Here is a 19,184-nt window from a genome sequence, read left to right on the forward strand (position 1 = left end):
GGGCGGCCGCGGCCGACCACGAGGCCGGATCAGTCGTTCGCGGGGTCCGCCTCGGTGCCCTCGAACGGCCGCTCCTCGTCGGGTCGGTCACCCGTCAACAGGACGTGGCAGTCGCGACACCGCGCCTCGTAGGACTCCTCAGCGCCGACGAGGATCGTCGGGTCGTCGACGTGAGCCGGTTCCCCCTCGATGAGGCGCTGGTTTCGCGAGGCCGGCTCCCCGCACACCGAGCAGATGGCCTGAAGCTTGTCGACGTACTCGGCGGTCGCCATCAGCTGCGGGAGCGGCTCGAACGGCTCGCCGCGGAACGTCTGGTCAGTGCCCGAGACGATCACCCGGCTGCCGCGGTCGGCGAGGGCGTTACAGGTCTCGATGAGCGCGTTCGAGAAGAAGTTCGCCTCGTCGACCGCGACGACTTCCGCGGGGTCGTCGTCGAGGATGTCGAGCGGGCCGTCGCCCTCGTTGTCGACGACGGTCGCCTCCCACTGTCGCCCCGTGTGGCTGCCTATCGTCGTCTCTCCGTAGCGGTCGTCGACCGCGGGCGTGTAGACGGCGACCGACTGCCCGGCGATCTCGGACCGCCGGAGCCGGCGGAGCAGCTCCTCCGTCTTGCCCGAAAACATCGACCCGGAGATGACCTCGATCCAGCCGGATCGAGTGATGGCGTGCGATACCCGATCGGGCCGGAGCCAGCGACTAAACCGTTTCTCTCCCGGCGCGCCGGTCGACGCGCGACGCCGGGATCACCGGGCGGTTCGCGACTCAGTCGTCGCGGGGCACGACCGGCTCGCCGCCGATCACGACCCGCGAGACGTCGGCGTGGCCGGCGCGCCTGACGACCGCGCGGACGATGTCTCGCGCGCCGGCGAGGTTGTCGGAGTCGCCGTCGAGGACGAGCAGGTCGGCGTCGGCCCCCTTCCGCACGACGCCGCGGTTCGCCCCGGCTATCTCGGCGCCGTTGAGGGTCGCCATCCGCAGGATCTCCCGTGCGGGGAGATCGGAGAGCTTCGCAGCGAACTCCATCTCGCGGAACATCGACGGCGAGTCGGTCATCACGTTGTCGGTGCCGAGCGCGACGGTCGTCCGCTCGGTCAGCTCGCGGATCGGCGGGACGCCGACGTTCGTCACGAGGTTCGACCGCGGGCAGACGACGACCGGCGTCCCGCGGTCCTCGACGCGTTCGAGGTGGATCGACTCGGCGTGGACCATGTGGACGAGGAAGTCCGGGTCGAGGTCCATCGCGGGGTTGATATCGTCGGCGTCGCGCTCGCCCGCGTGGATCCCGAACAGCTTGCCGGCCTCGCGCGTCTCCGACCGGACCGCGTCGAAGTCGGCGTCGCGCGCGCCGGATGCGCCGTACCCGTCGGCGACGGAGAGCACGTCCGGGTCGTCGCGGCCGAACACGACCGACTCGAGCGCGCGCTCGCCGAAGTCGACCCCCTCTCCCGCGAGCGCGTCGCGGAGCGCGGCGACGCCGTCGACGCCGCCCTCGCGGAACTCCAGGAACGTCCCCGTCCCCGTCGACTCCATGTAGCGCAGGGTGCGGGCCATCGCGGCCACCTTCTCCTCGTGGCTGGCCGACCGCAGGAGCCGGTGTTTCAGCCCGTCCGGCGGGGCGACCAGTTCGTCGAGCGAGAGTCCCTCGCCCGCCTCCTTGGCGATGGAGTCGCCGATGTGGGTGTGGGCGTTGACGAACGCCGGGAGGATCACGTCGTCGCTCTCGACCGATTCCGCTTCCACCCGGACGATCTCGCCGTCCGCGACGACGACCCGGCCCTCGACCGGCTCGAAGTCGGGACCGACCAGGATGGTCCCTTCGAGATGCGATATCCGAGCCTCGCCAGCCGAGGTTAAAACGTCACGGGAACGGGTCGGCGGGGGCCGCGCCGCTCGCCTACTCGAACTCGTCGAGCGTCGTCGGCATCGCGCCGCGCACCTCGGTCACGAGGCCGTCGGAGTCGAGACCGAGCACGTCCGCGGCCGCCCGCCCGACGCGGTCGGTGGCGGGAGCCGGGGCGTACACGCCGAGGCGCCACTGGTCCCGCTGGGCGGTCCGGAGCGCCGAGACGAGCGGCGACTGTCGCTCCAGGCGTCGGATATCTCCGTTGACGGTGACGCGCGCGGTCGACTCGCGCATCGTCGGCTCGGCCGGCACGTCGAGGATCACGTGGTCGCGCGCGACGCCAGCCTCCGCGGCTATCTCGCGTTCGAGCGCCGTCTCCGCGGCGTGGTCGGCCTCGTGGACCCGGTCGGGGACGTCGTCGTACTCGGCCCACACCGCCAGCTTGTAGAGGTCGCGTTCGTCGTACCGGCGGGAGAGCTCGGCCGTCTCGCGGCAGTCGCGGACCGCGGCGAGGAAGTCGTGGTCGTCCATCCGACGCAGTTCGGCCGCGGTCGTTGCGGTCGCCTCAAGCAGGTCGCCCGCGGCCCGGCGCAGCATCGCCTTCGAGATGCGCGCGACGTGGTGGGTGTAGACGACCGGGTTCATCAGCGCTCGGGCGAGGAGCAGGCTCTCCGCGGTCTGGACGTTCCCTTCGTCGAGGACGAGTTCCGGGCCGTCGCCGGCCGGCCCGTCGCCGTCCGCGACCTCGCCGCGCTCGACGAACGTCAGCTCGCGGACGAACCGCTCGGTGTCGATGGTGCCGTACGGGACGCCCGTGTGGTAGGCGTCGCGGACGAGGTAGTCCATGCGGTCGACATCCAGCTCCCCCGAGACGAGCCCGGCGTACGGTCCCTCGCCGGCGACGATCTCGGCGATCCGGTCCGGGTCGAGGTCGTGGTCCCGTAACACCTCGCCGACCGCGCCGGTCTCCAGCAGCTCGCCGACGTCGTCGTGGTACTTCCCTGTCCGGCGGTGGGTGAGCGACTCGAGGTTGTGGCTGAACGGGCCGTGCCCGACGTCGTGGAGCATGGCGGCCGCCTCGATGCGGTCGGCGCGTCTCCCCTCGATGCCGAGGTGGTCGAGCGCGCGGCTCGCGAGGTGGTAGACGCCGAGGCTGTGCTCGAACCGGGTGTGGTTCGCGGAGGGGTAGACCAGCTGGACCGTCCCGAGCTGTTTCACGTGGCGGAGCCGCTGGACGGCGGGCGTGTCGACGAGGTCCGCGGCGACGCCGTCGATCTCGATGTGGTCGTGGACGGTGTCCTTGACCGTGATCATGCGTCGGCTTTCGGCGGCACCGGATAAAAGACTGTGAGTGTCGAGCGGGACGCGACGGGCCGGGGGAGAGCGGGCGTCGATTCCGGATCCGCTGCCACCGCCCGCGAATCCGCGGCACGATTTATGTGCCGACCGCGCGAACCGCCGCGTATGTACAACGTGCTCCTCGGGATCGGTCTCGACGACGAGCCGCGGGCGATCGCACAGGCCGAAGCCGTCGTGGACCTGCCGAGAGCCTCCGACGAGGTGACCGCGCACCTCTGTCACGTCTTCCGAGACAATCCGGAGGGGGCGTCGGTCCACCAGATCGGAACGGTGCGGCGCGCCCGCGAGGTACTGGAAGACGCCGGCGTCGACTGCGCCCACTACGAGGCGAGCGGCGACCCCGGCGAGGAGCTGCTCGCGGCCGCGGACGACGTCGGCGCCGACGCGATCTGCGTGTCGGGCCGCAAGCGGAGTCCGGCCGGGAAGGTCGTCTTCGGCAGCACCACGCAGGCGCTCGTGTTGAACGCGGACCGGCCGGTGTTGGCGGTTCCGGGACCGGACGGGGAGTGAGGCGGCGTCGACGCGCGGCGTTCGGTCGCGAAGCCGACCAGGTCGCTCAGGCCGACGGCCGCCCCGTCGCGCGCAGTCCGAGGACGTCCCGCGCGGCGGTCGCGACGGCGTCGACGTGCTCGGCGGGACAGTAGACGCCGAGCGTCCAGCGGCGGCGCTCGGCGGCGCGGAGTCCGGCCACAAGCTCTGAGGCGTCCTCCAGTCGCTGGGGGACGCCGTCGACGACGACGGCGGAGCCGGACTCCTTCAGCGCCGGGCGCGAGGGAATGTCGACGAGGACCGCGTCGCGGTCGATACCGACGGTCTCCGCGATCTCGCGTTCGGCGGCACGCTCCTCCGCGCGCCCGGCGTCGACTGTCCCGGTCGGCACCTCGTCGAGCTCGGCCCAGACCGCCCGCTTGTAGAGGTCGCGGCGCTCGATGCGCTCGCCGAGCGCCGGGACGCGGTCGCGCAGCTCGACGAGGAGGTCGTGGTCGGCCATTCGGCGGAACGCCTCGACGTCGGTCTCCGTGCGGTCGAGGTACCGCTCGCAGGCGCGCTCCAGCATCGCGCCCGCGACCCGGGAGACGTGGTGCCGGTAGACGACGGCGTTCATCAGCGAGCGCGCGACGAGCAGGCTCTCGGCGGTGGCGACGTTCCCCTCGTCTAAGACGAGGTCGGCGGAGTCGCCCGCGCCGTCGCCGCCGACGAGCCGGAGTTCGGTGACGAGCCGGCCGGTGTCGACGGTGCCGTACGGGACGCCGGTGTGGTGGGCGTCGCGCACGAGGTAGTCCATGCGGTCGACGTCCAGTTCCCCGAGACGAGCGGTCCGAGCGCGCCCTCGCCGTCGATCAGGGCGGCGACGCGCTCGGGGTCGAGTCCGTTGCGTTCGAGGACCTGACAGACCCCGCGGTCCGCGTCGGTGAGCAGCCACCCCACGTCGTCGTGGTCGCGCCCGGTCGCGCGCCGGATGATCCCCTCGGTCTGGTGGCCGTACGGGCCGTGCCCCACGTCGTGGAGCATCGCCGCGGCGCGGACGTGCGCCGCCGTGTCCTCGTCAACGTCGAGTCCCTCGACCGCGCGGCCCGCGAGGTGGTAGACGCCAAGGCTGTGTTCGAACCGGGTGTGGTTCGCGGAGGGGTAGACGAGCCGGACCGTGGACAGCTGTTTGATGTGTCGCAGCCGCTGGAACGCCGGCGTGTCGACCAGCTCGGCGGCGACGTCGCCGAGCCGGACGTGGCCGTGGACGCTGTCCTTGATCGCCTTCATTGGCGGGTGGTCGCCCCGGTCCGAGTTGGTCGTTTCGACTCGACGGGCGGACGGGCGAGGCGAGTCACTCGTCGACGACGTCGATCCCGAACCGCTCTTCGAGCGCGCGCACGACGGAGCCGCCCACGTTGGCGGTCGCGGCCCGCCCGTCCTCGACCGCGAGGATGTCGTCCTCGTCGAGTTCCAGCTCGGCCGCGACCTCCTCGACCGTCAGCCCGGCGTCCTGCCGCGCCTCGGTCACGAGGTCGCCGTAGCCGGAGACGAGGTACGGGAGACGGTCGGACTCGTAGCTCGTCCCCTCCTCCTCCCAGCGCTTCGAGTCACCGGTGGCGGAGTCGTACATCTTCGCCTGCTTCCGCGCGAGCTCCTTGTTCCGGCTCTCGGTCGCCCCGGAGCCGGAGCCGGTGTCGCCCGAGCTTCCGCCCGAACTCCCGCCGCGGGACCCGCCGCTCGGTCCGCCCCGGTCACTGGGGGCGTTCCCGGCGTCGTCGTGGGGACGGCAGTTCGAACACACGAGCAGCTTCGCGCCGGCGACCGTTGCCTTCCGGAGGTCCGTAGTCTCGCGGCCGCAGAGCTCGCACGCGTCGCCGTCGTCACCGCCGCCGCCGCCGCCCGTCGAGTACTTCGGCATACCCCGAGTAGAGGGCCGGGCCGTTAAAAAGTCGTGGAGGGAAGCGCTCGGCGTCGCCGGGGTCGTCGACGCAAGTCGGGAGTCGTCGGTGTCGCCGGGGTCGTCGACGCAAGTCGGGAGTCGTCGGTGTCGCCGGTGTGTCTGGTTCGCTACGGCGTCACGGGCCGAGGTATCCCCACGCCTGGAGCCGGTCGCCGTCGCCCCCGACCCACCGTTCGCCGATGTCGTCGCGGTAGTACATGTTCGGCATCACGACGTCGTCGACGCGGTCGTACGCCTGCTCGCGTGCGGCCTGCATCGTCTCGCCTTTTCCGGTGACGACGAGGGGTATCCCGCTCTCGCCGGCGACGCGCCACTGGCCGTCGACCCGCTTCGTGTCCTCCAGGTGGATTCCGTCAGGGGCGTCCCCTGACGACGTCACGCTCGCTCCGCTCGCGTGACTCCCCTCCCGGTCCTCGGTCTCGAAGACGACCGCGGCGTTCCGCGAGTTCTCGTCGTACGTCTGCTCGTCGTCGAACGGGAACGGCGGGAGAACGACCCTGACGGCGATTCTGGTAGCCGCCGTGGACCTCCGGGTCGGGACCGTTGCCGTGCGCGAGGTCGTAGAAGAACTCCGCCGTGGACGACTCGATCGACTCTTCCTGAAGCGCGATGGTGGGGTAGCCGAACCGGGGCGTGAACTCCAGCGGATAGATCCCGGTCTCGTTGACGATACAGTTGATGTCGATGCTCCCGACGTACCCCTCGTCGGCGAGCCAGCCTTCGAGTTTCCCGAACGTCTCTTGGAACAGCCTGTTCCGTCCGGCCCAGAACATCGAGGTCCCCATCTCACCGGTCGAGGGGCCGATATTCCCTGGAAACAGCTTCTTGTGCTCGAAGTTGAAGTTGACTCGGTCGACGAACTCGTCCCCGTCGAAGAAGCCGCAGATCGCGACTTCGACGCCCTCGACCTTCCGCTGGAGCTGGAACCCCTTCATCCGGTGGCCCCACGCCTTCTTGTACGCCCGAAGCACGTCGACCACGTCGCCGCCGTCGTCCTCGTTGCCGACGTACAGCAGGCGCTTGACGTTCTGGACCTCGCCGAGCGGTTTGATCACGTACGGCGCGGGGTTCTCCTGAACGTGTTTGATCCCCGCGTCGAAACTGTCGAAGACGTGGTGTTCGACGGTGTTGACGCCGTGGTCTTCGAGTACCTCCATCGCGTAGCCGCGGTCCTCCTCGAGGCGGTCGGTGTTCGGCGTCCCGCCGACGACGGCCTTGCCCTCCTCGCGGAGTTCCTCAGCGAGCGCGCCGGTCCCGATGTCGGAGCCGACCCAGATGTCGTCGAATATTATCACGTCGGCCCAGTCGACCTCGGCGCGCCAGTCGTCCGTCTTCGGGACGAACCCGTCGCCGATCTCTCGGTCGCTTTCCGACTCGATGTAGTACTTCACGGCGTGGCCCTCGCGGCTGACCTGCCACGCCAGGTCCGTTATCAGCGCCGCGTCGGCCGAGACGAAGAGGAAGTTGGCGGTGTCCATGCGGGGGCGTCGTCGGGGAGGAACTTGAGTGTGTTCCGGCGTGCGCGTTCCGGTCGTCTCGGGAGAGGTTGAAACGTTAACGCTCGGGTTGATGGAGGACCGCGTGGTCGATCCGGGTATGCCAAGCGTGACACGGGACGGCGTGGCGATCGACTACGCCGTCGACGGGGACCCGACGGAACCGACCGTGCTGCTGCTCGAAGGCCTCGGGTACGGGCGGTGGATGTGGCGGTGGCTGGCCGAGGCGTTGGCCGACGACTACGAGGTCCTCCGCCCGGACAACCGCGGAACGGGGAACTCCGACGCCCCAGAGGGTCCGTACACGATAAGCGAGATGGCGGCCGACGCGGCCGCGGTCCTCGACGATCGCGGCGTCGACGCGGTCCACGTCTGCGGCGCGTCGATGGGGGGGATGATCGCCCAGGAGCTGGCGCTCGCCGACGACCGCGTCGCCTCCCTGACGCTGCTCTGTACCTCCCCCGGCGGCGAGGACGCGGCACAGACGCCGCCGGAGGTCCAGGAACACATCTTCTCCGCGCCCGAGGACGCCGACCCGCGCGAGCGGGTCCGTTACCTGATGGAGCCGGCGGTCTCCGACGGCTTCTACGAACGGGAGCCGGAACTGGTCGACCGGATCGTCGACTGGCGGCTGGCGGGCGACGCGACGCCGGCCGGTCGCGAGGCGCAGGCGGCGGCGGTGGCGGCGTTCGACGCGAGCGACCGGCTCGGCGACCTGTCCGTACCGACGCTCGTCCTCCACGGGACGGCGGACCGCGTGCTTCCGGTCGAGAACGCCGACCTGCTCGCGGAGCGCCTCCCGCACGCCGAGGTCGAGCTGTTCGAGGGGGGACCGCACCTCTTCTTCATCGAGGAGCGCGAGCGCGTCAACGACCGGATCCGGACCTTCCTTGGCGGGGTCGCCTGAGATGGCGACCGAAGACGACCCGCGGAGCGACGACCGTACGGAGGGCACCGGAGCCGAGTCCGACGCCGACCCCCGGCCGCACCCGCACGGCGACCGCGGCTACGAATGGGTCGGCTCGCTGTCCGCCCGCCGCGCTCGCCTCTCGCCGGACCGCGTCGCCGTCACCGATACGGCCGCGAACGCCGAGTACACCTACGCGGAGTTAGAGGAGCGCGCCAACCGCACCGCGCGCTTCCTCCGCGACGCCGGCGTCGAGACGGGGGACCGCGTCGCCGTCGTCTCGCGCAACCGCGTCGAGCTGGTCGACCTGTTCTTCGCGACCGGGAAGACCGGGGCGGTGCTGGCGCCGCTCTCGCATCGCCTCGCAGAGCGCGACCTCGCGGCCGTGTTGGGCACCGTCGACCCCGAACTGCTCCTCGTCGAGACGCCGTTCGAGGGCGACGTGATCGACGCCTTAGAGCGGGCCGACGTCGAGCCGGCGGTCCGTTCGATCCCGACCGACGGCGACGACGCGTGGCGGCCGTACACGCGGGACCTGCCCGTCGACGGCTCGCCCGTCGAGACCGCCGAGGTCTCGCTCGCGGACCCGCACCTCTTCTTACACACCGGGGGGTCGACCGGGACCCCGAAGGAGACCGTGATCAGCCACGGCGCGATCCGCTGGAACGCGTTCAACACGATCACCGCGTGGGGGCTCCGCGAGGACGACGTGACCCCGATGGTGTTCCCGATGTTCCACACCGGCGGCTGGAACGTCCTCACGGTCCCCTTCTTCCAGATGGGCGGACGGATCCTGCTGAGTCCGGAGGTCGACCCCGGCCGCGTCCTACGCGACGTCGAGCGCGAGTCGGCGACGACGCTCGTCGCGGTCCCAGCGGTGTTGCGGATGATGGCCCGCCACGACGAGTGGGGCGACACCGACCTCTCCTCGCTCCGGTTCGTGAAGAGCGGCGGCGGTCCCTGCCGCGAGGGAGTCATCGCGGCCTGGCGCGACCGCGGCGTCGAGATATCGCAGGGGTACGGACTCACCGAGTGCGGGCCGAACAACTTCGCGATGCCCGACGGCTTCCCGCCGGAGAAGACCGGGAGCGTCGGCGTCCCGGCGCTCGCGGTCGACGCGCGCATCGTCGACGAGGACGGACCGGTGCCGGACGGCACGGTCGGCGAGCTCGAACTCGCGGGACCGGCCGCGGCTGACCGCTACTGGGACGAACCGCAGGAGACGGCGGCGACCTTCGGCGACTGGGTGTCGACCGGCGACCTCGCGCGCGTCGACGAGGACGGGTACTACCACATCGAGGGGCGCAAGAAGAACATGTTCGTCTCCGGCGGCGAGAACGTCTACCCGCCCCGCGTCGAGGACGCGCTCACCGACCACCCCGGGATCGAGGAGGCGGTCGTGATCGGCGTCCCGAGCGAGCGGTGGGGGACGGTCGGGAAGGCGATACTCGTCGGCGACGAGTCGCTCGCGCTCGACGACGTGGAGTCGCACCTCGCCTCGCGCGTCGCCCGGTACGCGGTCCCGAAGGAGCTGGCGTTCGTCGACGAGATGCCGACCTCGGGTCCCTCGAAGATCGACCGGACGGCGCTGAAAGAGCGGTTCGGCGAGTAGACGCCGCGTATTCTACAGGAACAACCATTATATACGCGGGGGATAAGGAGGTGGCATGCTCGACGTCACGATGGATATGGAGCAGTTCGACTGCCCGTTCATCGACACCTCCGCCGACCACGACGTCTCCTTCTCCGCCATGCGACTGGCAGTTGGACACCGCGGCGGAACAGCTGGAGACGCGGCTGCTCGTCGAGTCGCCGGACCGGTACGAACTCGGCGAGGGGCTCGCCGCGCTCCGCGACCACGAGAACATGGCCGAGTACAGCCAGTTCTCGAAGGAGGACGGGACCGCGATCATCCGGACCGTCATCGAGGAGACGAACGCGATGTCGACGATCACGGACCACGGCGGCTACATCACGGGCCCGTTCCTGATCGAGGACGGCTCCGAGCGCTGGCAGGTCGGGTTCGACGACGAGGCGACGACGGAGGCGGCGCTTCACGACTTGGAGAAAGGCAACGAGTTCGTCGTCGAGGACCGGTCGGAACTCTCGATGGAGGCGCTGTTCGACACCATGCGGAACGCGAACGCGGCCTCGACGATGCTGGACGCGTGCCGCGACCTGACCGACGTCGAGCGCGACACCATCGAGTCCGCGGCCGACGCGGGCTACTTCGAGTCGCCGCGCGAGGCGACGCTGTCGACGCTCGCCGACGAGTTCGACGTCTCGACCGCGGCCGTCTCGAAGAATATGCGCCGCGGCGAGAAGAAGCTGCTCCGCAGCGTCGTCGCCGCGCTCGACGGACTGGAGTAGGCGCCGGGCGAAAATCGCCGGAACGGGAAGTCACTGATGCCGCGGTGACGGCATCGAACGCGCGAAAACGACGCCGAGACGCGCCGTTGCGCCGCTGTCTACCGATTTCGCGTCGGCAGTTAACATCTTAACTCGGCCCTTCATGGTGGTGTCCATCCTCGGATAGTGTATGCGAGACGAACACACACGGCGAGCGTATCTGCGAGGAACCGGGGCCGCGGTCGGCGCGGCCGGACTCACCGGACTTGCCGGCTGTTCCGGCGGCGGAGACGGCGGCGACGGATCGGACGGTGGTGACGGCTCCGACGGCAGCGGCGGCGACGGATCGGACGGCGGGAGCGGCGACCTCTCCGGCGAGACGATTCGGATCGGCGCGATCCAGCCGACCTCCGGGGACCTCCAGTACTACGGGCAGATCAGTCTCCGCGGGTTCTACTCCGGGCTGGCGTACAAACACGACCTCGACCCGATCGAGGAGGCCACGCCGGGGACGTACACGGTCGAACCCGACGGCGGACCGACCTACGAGATCATCGTCGAGGACACCGGGTTCAGCCCGGACACGGCCCAGAGCGTCGCGACCGACCTCGTGGTCGACGAGGACGTCGACGTGCTGTTCGGGGCGTCGTCGTCGGACAGCGCGCGCCGCGTGATCGACACGGTCGTCGACGAGACCGACGTGCCGTTCCTCATCGGTCCCGCCGCCGACGCCGACATCACCGTCAGCGAGGAGTTCTGTCACCCGCTGGCGTTCCGCGCGAGCGAACACACGGCGATGGACGCGCGCGCCGGGGGGACGTACGTCGCCGAGAACTTCGACATCGACACCGTCGCTATCTTCGCGTCGGACAACGCGTTCGGGCAAGGGGTCGCGAACAACTACACCGAGGTGCTGGAGGCCGAGGGCGTCGACGTCCTCGAACCGCGGTTCGTCGAGCAGGGGTACTCCGAGTTCGACGGGCTCTTCGAGCAGGCAATCTCCGACGGCGCGACCGGCGTCGTCGGCGGCTTCACGGCGTCGACCCTGCCGCAGTTCCTCTCGGCCGCGGTGTCGTACGACATCCAGGTGTTCGGCGGCTTCGCGGCGCTGCTGACCACCCAGCTCATCGGCGGGACGATCGAGTCGGCGCTCGGCGAGGACTTCACCGCGCAGGACGTCCGAGACGCCGGACTCGGCCCGTTCACCACGCGCTACCACTGGAACCAGTACGACAACGAGATCAACGACGCGTTCATCGACATGGACACGGAGGCGTACGGCATCGTGCCCGACCTGTTCAGTTCGGGGACGTTCACGATGGCCTCCGCGCTCTCGCAGGCGGTGAGCGAGTCCGGCTCGACCGACGGCGCCGACATCGCCGACGCGCTGCGCGGCATGACCGTCGCGGACACGCCGAAGGGCGCGGACGCGTACACGTTCCAGGAACACAACAACCAGGCGGCCTCGCAGATGACGGTCGCGTGGCCGGTGCCGACGAGCGACGAGTACGCCGAGACCTGGGACGCGCCGATCATGCCCGGCGAGCCGGAGCAGCGGCTCGACGCCGAGGACGTGATGGTGCCCGAAGAGGACGCGAGCTGCTCGCTGTAATGCTGCTGGAGACCGAGGGGCTCACGAAGCGCTTCGGCGGCATCACCGCCGTCGACGGCGTCGACTTCGCGTTGGAGACCGGCGAGCTCTGCTCGATCATCGGCCCGAACGGCGCGGGGAAGACGACGTTCTTCAACCTGCTCACGGGCGTGTTGGAGCCTTCTGACGGACGCATCCGGTTCGATTCCGCCGGGCGAGGGCGGCGCGGGGGCGGGCTCCGCCGGGACGGCCGGGACCGACTCGGCCCTCGACATCACCGCGGCCTCCCCGGACGAGACGGCGCTGGCTGGTATCCACCGCTCGTACCAGATCACGAACCTCTTCCCGACGCTGTCGGTGCTGGAGAACGTCCGGGTGGCCGCGCAGGCCGGGCGCGGGAACGACTCTTGGAAGCTGTGGCGCAACGTGGCCGACTTCGAGGACCACTACGCGGAGGCGACCGCGATCCTCGAACGGATCGGGCTGGCGGGGGAGGCCGAGACCGTCACCGAGAACCTCAGCCACGGCGAGAAGCGCAGCCTCGAGATCGGCGTCGCGCTCGCCGGCGACCCCGACCTCCTCCTGCTCGACGAGCCGACCGCCGGCGTGTCGAGCGAGGGCGTCGACGACGTCGTCGCACTGATCGAGGACGTGGCCGCGGACCACTCGGTGATGCTCATCGAGCACAACATGGAGGTGGTGATGGACATCTCCGACCGGATCGCGGTCCTCCACCGCGGCGAGTTGATCGCCGACGGGCCGCCCGAGGACGTGCGCGGCGACGAGGCCGTTCAGGAGGCGTACCTCGGCGGGTACGGCCGCGAGGGGTCCGAAGCGGCGGGAGCTGATTCCGAAGGCGACGCCGCCGACCGCGACGAGGACGCCGCCGCCGACGGCGGGCGCCGCGCGAGCGCCGGAGGTGAGTCGCTGTGACGGCCCTCGAACTCGACGGCGTCCACACCTACTACGGCGAGAGCCACATCCTCCAGGGGCTGTCGCTGTCGGTCGAAGCGGGCGAGATCGTCGCTCTGGTCGGTCGGAACGGCGTCGGGAAGACGACGACGCTCCGCACCGCGCTCGGGCTGACGCCGCCCCGCGAGGGGACAGTCCGGTTCGACGGGACGGACGTGACAGGGATGGAACCACACGAGATCGCCACCCGCGGGATGGGGTGGGTGCCCGAGGAGCGGCGCGTGTTCTCACATCTCACGGTCGCGGAGAACCTCCGCGTCGCCGCGCACTCGGCCGCCGATCCGGACGCTCGGATCGCGGAGGCGTACGAGCTGTTCCCGGCGCTCGACCGCTTCGCGGACAAGGAGGCGGGCGACTTAAGCGGCGGGCAACAGCAGATGCTCGCCATCGCCCGCGGGATGGTCGGCGACAACGACCTACTGCTCGTCGACGAGCCGAGCGAGGGGCTGGCGCCCCAGATCGTCGAGGACGTGGTCGAGGCGCTGCGCGCGGCCTCCGCGGACACGACGATGGTCCTCGTCGAACAGAACTTCCGGCTGGCGATGGACCTGGCCGACCGCTTCTACCTCGTCGACCACGGCGTCGTCGTCGAGGAGGGCGAGACGGCCGGCGTCACGAGCGAGGACGAACGAATCCGGAGGTACCTGACGGCATGAGCCTCGGAACGCTCGCCGCCGTCGGTGACGCCGCGGCCCTCGCCGCGGCCGTCGACGCCGCAGCCCTCGCGTCCGCCGTCGACCCGACCGCGCTGCTCGCGACCGGTGGCGCGGTCGACGGACTTCAGACTGCGACCCGCGTGCTCGCCGAGGGGATCGGCAAGGGCGCGGTGTACTTCACCATCGCGGTCGGCCTGACGCTCGTCTTCGGGCTGATGGGCGTGCTCAACTTCGCGCACGGCGCGGTCGCGATGGTCGGCGCGTACCTCGGCGGGCTGGTACTCGTCCTCGTTGTCGGCGCAAACACCGGGACGCTGGCGACGATACTCGTCTTCTTCGTCGCGTTGGCGCTCGTGTTCGCGGTCACCACCGCCGCCGGCAGCGCGATGGAGGTGGCGCTCATCCGACCGATCTACGACCGCACGCCCACCTACCAGATCCTGTTGACGTTCGGCGTCTCGCTCATCATCGAGGAGGTCGCCCGGATCGTCTTGACGCTGCGTGGGATCCAGCCGGACCCGCAGTGGCAGGCGCCGATGGCCACCGCCCCGGACGTGCTGCTGGGTCGGACCCAGCTGTTCGGCGTCGGCGTCAGGCGGCTGTACCTCTTCGAGATCGCGATCGGCGCGGTCGTCGCGGTCGCGGTGTGGGCGTTCCTGACGAAGACGCTGTACGGGCTGTACATCCGCGCCGGCAGCGAGGACACCGAGATGGTTCAGGCGCTCGGCGTCGACGTGCGGCAGGCGTTCACCGTCGTGTTCGGCGTCGGCACCGGCCTCGCCGCGGTCGGCGGCGTCCTGCTGATGTGGGACCCGATCTGGGGACCGAGCGTCCTCCTGAGCATCGACGTGCTGCTGTACGCGTTCGTCGTCGTCATCATCGGCGGACTCGGGAGCTTCACCGGGACGCTCGTCGCGGCGGGCATCGTCGGGATCGCCGACTCGGTGACGACGTGGCTGTTCACGACCGGCATCGTCACCTTCCCCGGTCTCTCCGAGGTGACCATCTTCCTCCTGCTCGTGGTGATGCTGATCATCCGCCCGCAGGGGCTCTACGGCGTCGAGGAGGTGGGGGGCCATTAGCGACCCCGACTCCACCGTCGACGGAGACGGCCCGGTCGACGAGGAGGAATCGGTCGACGAGGAGGAATCGGTTGACGAGGACGTCCCGGTCGACGCGGACTCACCGATCGCCCCGTCGACCGCGACCGGCGGCCTCCGCGAGTACCTTCGGGACCACGCCGTCCACGCGGCCGTAATCTTCGGCTTCCTCCTGTACCCGCTCGTCTACGAGGCGCTGCTGGCGACGCCGGTCGCCCCGTTCGCGGAGGCGTTCCTGCCCGCGGTCACGTTCATGGTCGTGGTGCTGTACATGGGGCTGTTCGCGATGAGCTTCGACTTCGTCAGCGGCTACACCGGCTACCTCTCCTTCGGCCACGCAGCCTTCTACGGCACCGGCGCGTACTTCGTCGTCCTCGCCGCGAACGGGCAGGTGCCGGGGATCCCCGGGGGGACGCCGTTCATGATCACGCTCGTGTTGGGCGCGGTGCTGGCCGGCCTGCTCGCGCTCGTCATCGGGTCGGTGTCGTTCCGGCTCACGGGCGTCTACTTCGCGATGATCACGCTCGGGTTCGCGCAGGTGATCTACGAGCTGATCCGCTCGTGGGGGTACATCTCGAGCAACCCGACCGAGGGCGCGACGGTGAGCGGCGACGCGCTGGCGATCGGCGTCCCCTACGTCGACGCGCTCAGTCTCGACGTCGGGCGGCTCACGGGCGAGAGCGTCGAGAACCTGCTCGGGCTGGGGATCGACCTCTCGGCGACGGTGGTCTCCTACTACGCGCTCGGGATCGTCGTCGTCGTTTGCTACTTCGCGATCGCAGCGGATCGTTCACTCGCCGTTCGGGCGCGTGATGATCGCGATCCGCGAGAACGAGGAGCGCGCCCGCGCCGTCGGCTACGCGACCTACCGGTTCAAGCTGGCCGCGTTCGCCGTCAGCGGCTTCTTCGGAGCTATCGCGGGCGGCATCTTCGCCGCCTACTCGCGGTCGGTCGCGCCCGACGGAACGTTCTACTTCCTCGTCACCGCCGACGCGCTGATCACGACGATCGTCGGCGGGTTCGGCACCCTCGCGGGACCGATCTACGGGACCCTGTTCAATCAGGGGTTAGAGGACGTCCTCTCGACCGAGAGCGGCGGGATCGCGACGCTGCTGCGCGAGGGGCTCCCGGCGAGCGTCCTCGAGGCCGACCTCTTCGGGGTCAGCCTCGAACTGTTCGTCAACACCGCGGTCGACGGCCGCGCCCCGCTGTACCTCGGGATCGTCTTCGTGCTGTTCGTGCTGTTCGTCCCGAACGGCATCCTCGGGACGCTGCGCGACCGGCTCGGCGGCACCGTCGGGAAGCGGCTCCCGGACCACCTGCGGCGCTACCTCCGGTAGCGTCGCGGGCCCGCGGCTCAGCGGCTCTCGACGCGCGCTTTCGCCGCGGCGAACCGGAGATCTGACACACGAACCATGACCGAAACCACGCGACACGACGGAACGGACCGAACGCGACGCGGAGGAGCAGCATGACCGTCTCGATCACCGGCATCGGGACGTACGTCCCGGACGAGACCATCTCGGGGGAGACCATCGCGGCCGAGAGCGGGATCCCCGAGGAGGTCGTCGTCGAGAAGATGGGCGTCCGCGAGAAGCGCGTCTGCCCGCCGGACGGCGACCACGCCACCGACATGTCGGTGAAAGCGGCCGAGGCCGCCCTGGCGGACGCCGACGTGGACCCCGCCGACCTCGATGTCGTCGTCTACCACGGCTCCGAGTACAAGGACCACGTCGTCTGGTCGGCGGCGGCCGCGATCACCGACCGGCTGGGCGCGACCAACGCGTACGCGACCGAGAGCTACACACTGTGCGCCGGCGCGCCGATCGCGTTGCGGCAGATCACCGCCCAACTGGAGACTGAACCGATCGAGGCGGCGCTGCTCGTCGCCGCCAGCCGCGAGGAGGACCTCGTCGACTACGGCAACGAGGACAGCTCCTTCATGTTCAACTTCGGCAGCGGCGCGAGCGCGTTCGTCGTCGAGGCGGCGGGAGAGGAGTCGGACGGCGGGGAAAGCGCCGACGCCGCGCCCTTCGACGGCCGCGCCCGGGCGACCGTCCGCGCCAGCGCGGCCGAGACCGACGGGTCGTTCGCCGACGACGTGGTGATGCCCGCGGGCGGGTCGAAGCGCCCGCCGAGCGAGGAGACGGTCCGCGAGGGGCTCCACGCGCTCGACGTCCCCGACCCCGAGGGGATGAAGGAACGCTTGGGACCGGTGTCGCTGCCCGCGTACCTCTCCGTCGCCGACACCGCCTTAGAGCGGTCGGGGTTCGACCGCGACGACCTCGATTTCGTCGCGCTCACGCATATGAAGCGCTCGTTCCACGGGCGCGTCCTCGACGAACTCGGTCTCGACCCCGCGAGCGACGGCTACTACCTCGACGAGTACGGCCACGTCCAGAGCGTCGACCAGGCGCTCGCGCTGGAACGGGGCGTCGAGACGGGTCGGCTCGAACCGGGCGACCTCGTCTGCCTGCTCGCGGCCGGCACCGGCTACACCTGGTCCGCGACCGTAGTTCGGTGGCGCGGCTGACAACTTATAAATAGTTACCCGTGGATCGATGGCAGACACCGCCAAAAACTCCGCCACTCGCTTATAAATAACCGATAGCGGATCGACGGCGAACACCGCCAAAGCCCCAGCCGCTCGCTTATAAATAGTTGACCGCGGATCGACGACGAACACCTCCAAAGCCCCCGCCTCCCGGCTGCCCCTTTGAGTCCCGCCCCGCACAACAACCGCACCTCACGCCTCCCCAGCCTCGTCGGCCTCCCTGCGGTCGGCCGACTCCCTCGCGCGTGCGACTCACGCCCTTCGGGCGTTCGTCGGCGCGCGCCACCGCCTCGACCCGTCGCTTATTTATAAACCGTATCTGTCGGACATCTACCGCCGTCGGTCACTCAGGGTTTCCGTGCGGCACCGACAGCACCGTCGCCTCGCCGGAGAGGACGCGCTCATCGCGCTCGGGGACTGTCGCGGTCGTCTCGACCGCGAGCCGGTCGTCGCCGAGGTCGTCGGTGACGCGGACCGTCGCCTCGACCGTCTCACCGGGGAACACCGGCTTCTCGAACGACAGCTCCTGCGAGAGGTAGACGATGTCGCCGGAGAGCCGCGCGAGCGCGCCGGAGACAACCGCGGCCGAGAGGATCCCGTGCGCGACGCGGCCGCCGAACATCGTCTCGGCGGCGTACTCGTCGTCGAGGTGGATCGGGTTCTCGTCGCCCGAGAGCGCCGCGAACGTCTCGATCGTCTCCTCGGTGATCGGTACCTCGTGCGTGGCCGTCTCGCCGACCGTCGCGACTGGCATACCGATTGGTCGCGCCGCCGGGGCCTCAACCCCGTGGTTCAGCCTCGAACCCGTGGCCTTGGAGGTGGTTCGACGGAGACGAGACGGAGCCGAACCCGACGTTCGGTTCAGCGAGTAGCGATTTCGGACGAAGATCTGTCCGGCGAATCGAATCTCAACGGAGTCGGTTACTTAAAAGACAACACAGCGGTCAGCGACCGCGACCGCGCGTTACTCGCCCGTCTCGATCGGCGCGCCGACGAGGTTCCCCCACTCGGTCCACGAGCCGTCGTAGTTGCGGACGTCGTCGTAACCGAGCAGCTCGTACAGGAGGAACCACTCGATCGACGAGCGCTCGCCGACGCGGCAGTAGGCGATCGTCGACTCGTCGCCGTCGACGCCGGCGTCCGAGTACAGTTCGCGGAGCTCGTCCGCGCTCTTGAACGTGCCGTCCTCGTTCAGGGTGGTCCCGATCGGGACGTTGCTCGCGCCGGGGATGTGGCCGCCGCGCTGGGCCGTCTCGTTGAGTCCCTCGGGCGCGATGACCTCGCCGGAGAACTCCTCGGGGGAGCGCACGTCGACCATCGGGAGCCCCTCTTCGATGGCGTTGTCGATGTCGTCTTTGTACGCGCGGACGCTCTCGAAGGGACCGCGAGCCTCGTACTCGCGGGGCGTGAAGTCCGGCTCCTCGGTGGAGAGCGGGTAGTCGTTCGCGACCCAGTAGCCCTTCCCGCCGTCGATCACGCGGATGTCGTCGTGACCGTAGTACTTGTAGATCCAGTAGCCGAACAGCGCGAACCAGTTCGGGACGCGGCCGCCGCCGTAGACGACGACCGTCGTGTCGGCGTCGATCCCGCCCTCGCCGTTTCGGGCCGAGAAGTTCTCCTTCGAGACGATGTCGCGCTCCGTCTCGTCGGTGAACACGGCGTCCCACTCGAAGTTGAGCGCGCCGGGGATGTGGCCCTCCTCGTAGGGCGTGTACTCCGACTCGTCGGTGACGGTCGGGTTATTGATCTCGACGAGCCGGAGGTCGGAGTCGTCGTCCTGGAACGCGTCGAGGTTCGATTCCACCCAATCCGCCGTGACGAGTACGTCTTCTGGCATCAGTACCCGTTAGGTCCCCAACCGGTTTTGAAGGCCCGATAACGGTGGTCCTTGCCAGCGTCTCTGACGCACCCGTCGCTCCCGGGGAC

At 69.8% G+C, this 19,184-nt stretch carries 13 protein-coding genes and 5 pseudogenes; 10 read left to right on the forward strand and 8 right to left on the reverse strand.

The genetic code is table 11. From position 1 onward, the window contains the following. Positions 1 to 29: 29 nt before the first annotated feature. The 3 genes from ACODNG_RS14540 to ACODNG_RS14550 all read right to left on the reverse strand — a co-directional run bounded on the left by ACODNG_RS14540 (position 30) and on the right by ACODNG_RS14550 (position 3,157). Complete coding sequence (locus ACODNG_RS14540) at positions 30 to 662, reverse strand: thymidine kinase (protein ID WP_434523110.1); 633 nt, start codon at positions 660 to 662, stop codon at positions 30 to 32. Positions 663 to 762: 100 nt separating this feature from the next. After that, the gene (locus ACODNG_RS14545) at positions 763 to 1,830 is read right to left on the reverse strand and encodes an amidohydrolase family protein (RefSeq protein ID WP_434523111.1); all 1,068 of its coding nucleotides are present in this window, start codon (positions 1,828 to 1,830) and stop codon (positions 763 to 765) included. A 64-nt stretch (positions 1,831 to 1,894) separates the two neighbouring features. Next, the gene (locus ACODNG_RS14550) at positions 1,895 to 3,157 is read right to left on the reverse strand and encodes an HD domain-containing protein (RefSeq protein ID WP_434521881.1); all 1,263 of its coding nucleotides are present in this window, start codon (positions 3,155 to 3,157) and stop codon (positions 1,895 to 1,897) included. A gap of 150 nt (positions 3,158 to 3,307) precedes the next feature. On the opposite strand from ACODNG_RS14550, the gene ACODNG_RS14555 reads away from it, so the two are divergent. Further along, positions 3,308 to 3,712 carry a universal stress protein gene (locus ACODNG_RS14555; protein WP_434521882.1) on the forward strand — a complete coding sequence of 135 codons (405 nt, stop codon included), beginning with the start codon at positions 3,308 to 3,310 and terminating at the stop codon, positions 3,710 to 3,712. Between the two features lie 46 nt (positions 3,713 to 3,758). Here the strand turns inward: ACODNG_RS14555 and ACODNG_RS14560 are convergent. The 3 genes and pseudogenes from ACODNG_RS14560 to ACODNG_RS14570 all read right to left on the reverse strand — a co-directional run bounded on the left by ACODNG_RS14560 (position 3,759) and on the right by ACODNG_RS14570 (position 7,111). After that, a pseudogene (locus tag ACODNG_RS14560) lies at positions 3,759 to 4,960 on the reverse strand (HD domain-containing protein). Positions 4,961 to 5,024: 64 nt separating this feature from the next. Continuing rightward, the gene (locus ACODNG_RS14565; RefSeq protein WP_434521883.1) at positions 5,025 to 5,591 is read right to left on the reverse strand and encodes a helix-turn-helix domain-containing protein; all 567 of its coding nucleotides are present in this window, start codon (positions 5,589 to 5,591) and stop codon (positions 5,025 to 5,027) included. A 157-nt stretch (positions 5,592 to 5,748) separates the two neighbouring features. Then, a pseudogene (locus ACODNG_RS14570) lies at positions 5,749 to 7,111 on the reverse strand (phosphoribosylamine--glycine ligase). A gap of 118 nt (positions 7,112 to 7,229) precedes the next feature. Between ACODNG_RS14570 and ACODNG_RS14575 the strand changes: the two are divergent. The 9 genes and pseudogenes from ACODNG_RS14575 (at position 7,230) to ACODNG_RS14615 (ending at position 17,237) form a co-directional block, all read left to right on the forward strand. Continuing rightward, positions 7,230 to 8,036, forward strand: a complete 807-nt coding sequence (locus ACODNG_RS14575; RefSeq protein ID WP_434521884.1) for an alpha/beta fold hydrolase — start codon at positions 7,230 to 7,232, stop codon at positions 8,034 to 8,036. A 1-nt stretch (position 8,037) separates the two neighbouring features. After that, a complete protein-coding gene (locus ACODNG_RS14580) occupies positions 8,038 to 9,648 on the forward strand; it encodes a class I adenylate-forming enzyme family protein (protein ID WP_434521885.1) in 1,611 nt (536 codons plus the stop codon). A 55-nt stretch (positions 9,649 to 9,703) separates the two neighbouring features. Further along, a pseudogene (locus ACODNG_RS14585) lies at positions 9,704 to 10,406 on the forward strand (helix-turn-helix domain-containing protein). A 169-nt stretch (positions 10,407 to 10,575) separates the two neighbouring features. After that, complete coding sequence (locus ACODNG_RS14590; protein ID WP_434521886.1) at positions 10,576 to 11,997, forward strand: ABC transporter substrate-binding protein; 1,422 nt, start codon at positions 10,576 to 10,578, stop codon at positions 11,995 to 11,997. Continuing rightward, positions 11,997 to 12,909 (forward strand): annotated as a pseudogene (locus ACODNG_RS14595) (ABC transporter ATP-binding protein). Before ACODNG_RS14590 ends, ACODNG_RS14595 begins: the two are co-directional and overlap by 1 nt. Beyond that, the gene (locus tag ACODNG_RS14600; protein WP_434521887.1) at positions 12,906 to 13,604 is read left to right on the forward strand and encodes an ABC transporter ATP-binding protein; all 699 of its coding nucleotides are present in this window, start codon (positions 12,906 to 12,908) and stop codon (positions 13,602 to 13,604) included. Before ACODNG_RS14595 ends, ACODNG_RS14600 begins: the two are co-directional and overlap by 4 nt. Beyond that, a complete protein-coding gene (locus ACODNG_RS14605) occupies positions 13,601 to 14,686 on the forward strand; it encodes a branched-chain amino acid ABC transporter permease (protein WP_434521888.1) in 1,086 nt (361 codons plus the stop codon). The genes ACODNG_RS14600 and ACODNG_RS14605 overlap by 4 nt, the downstream gene beginning before the upstream one ends. Positions 14,687 to 14,861: 175 nt before the next feature. Then, a pseudogene (locus ACODNG_RS14610) lies at positions 14,862 to 16,044 on the forward strand (branched-chain amino acid ABC transporter permease). Positions 16,045 to 16,175: 131 nt separating this feature from the next. Continuing rightward, complete coding sequence (locus tag ACODNG_RS14615) at positions 16,176 to 17,237, forward strand: 3-oxoacyl-ACP synthase (protein WP_434521889.1); 1,062 nt, start codon at positions 16,176 to 16,178, stop codon at positions 17,235 to 17,237. 364 nt (positions 17,238 to 17,601) lie between these two features. Here the strand turns inward: ACODNG_RS14615 and ACODNG_RS14620 are convergent, their stop codons facing one another. Both ACODNG_RS14620 and ACODNG_RS14625 read right to left on the reverse strand, forming a co-directional pair. Further along, on the reverse strand, positions 17,602 to 18,012 hold the full coding sequence (locus ACODNG_RS14620; RefSeq protein WP_434521890.1) for a MaoC family dehydratase: 411 nt from the start codon (positions 18,010 to 18,012) through the stop codon (positions 17,602 to 17,604). A gap of 210 nt (positions 18,013 to 18,222) precedes the next feature. Further along, entirely contained in the window at positions 18,223 to 19,095 is an 873-nt protein-coding gene (locus ACODNG_RS14625) for a sulfurtransferase (RefSeq protein WP_434521891.1), read from the reverse strand. Between the last annotated feature and the right edge of the window lie 89 nt (positions 19,096 to 19,184).

Source organism: Halorubrum sp. AS12 (genome assembly GCF_051122765.1).
GTDB lineage: Archaea > Halobacteriota > Halobacteria > Halobacteriales > Haloferacaceae > Halorubrum > Halorubrum trapanicum.

Coding starts and splice junctions, on each gene's coding strand:
- ACODNG_RS14550 (WP_434521881.1), bottom strand. CDS start 3,157: ATGATCACGGTCAAGGACACCGTCCACGACCACATCGAGATCGACGGC.
- ACODNG_RS14555 (WP_434521882.1), top strand. CDS start 3,308: ATGTACAACGTGCTCCTCGGGATCGGTCTCGACGACGAGCCGCGGGCG.
- ACODNG_RS14565 (WP_434521883.1), bottom strand. CDS start 5,591: ATGCCGAAGTACTCGACGGGCGGCGGCGGCGGCGGTGACGACGGCGAC.
- ACODNG_RS14575 (WP_434521884.1), top strand. CDS start 7,230: ATGCCAAGCGTGACACGGGACGGCGTGGCGATCGACTACGCCGTCGAC.
- ACODNG_RS14580 (WP_434521885.1), top strand. CDS start 8,038: ATGGCGACCGAAGACGACCCGCGGAGCGACGACCGTACGGAGGGCACC.
- ACODNG_RS14590 (WP_434521886.1), top strand. CDS start 10,576: ATGCGAGACGAACACACACGGCGAGCGTATCTGCGAGGAACCGGGGCC.
- ACODNG_RS14605 (WP_434521888.1), top strand. CDS start 13,601: ATGAGCCTCGGAACGCTCGCCGCCGTCGGTGACGCCGCGGCCCTCGCC.
- ACODNG_RS14615 (WP_434521889.1), top strand. CDS start 16,176: ATGACCGTCTCGATCACCGGCATCGGGACGTACGTCCCGGACGAGACC.
- ACODNG_RS14620 (WP_434521890.1), bottom strand. CDS start 18,012: ATGCCAGTCGCGACGGTCGGCGAGACGGCCACGCACGAGGTACCGATC.
- ACODNG_RS14625 (WP_434521891.1), bottom strand. CDS start 19,095: ATGCCAGAAGACGTACTCGTCACGGCGGATTGGGTGGAATCGAACCTC.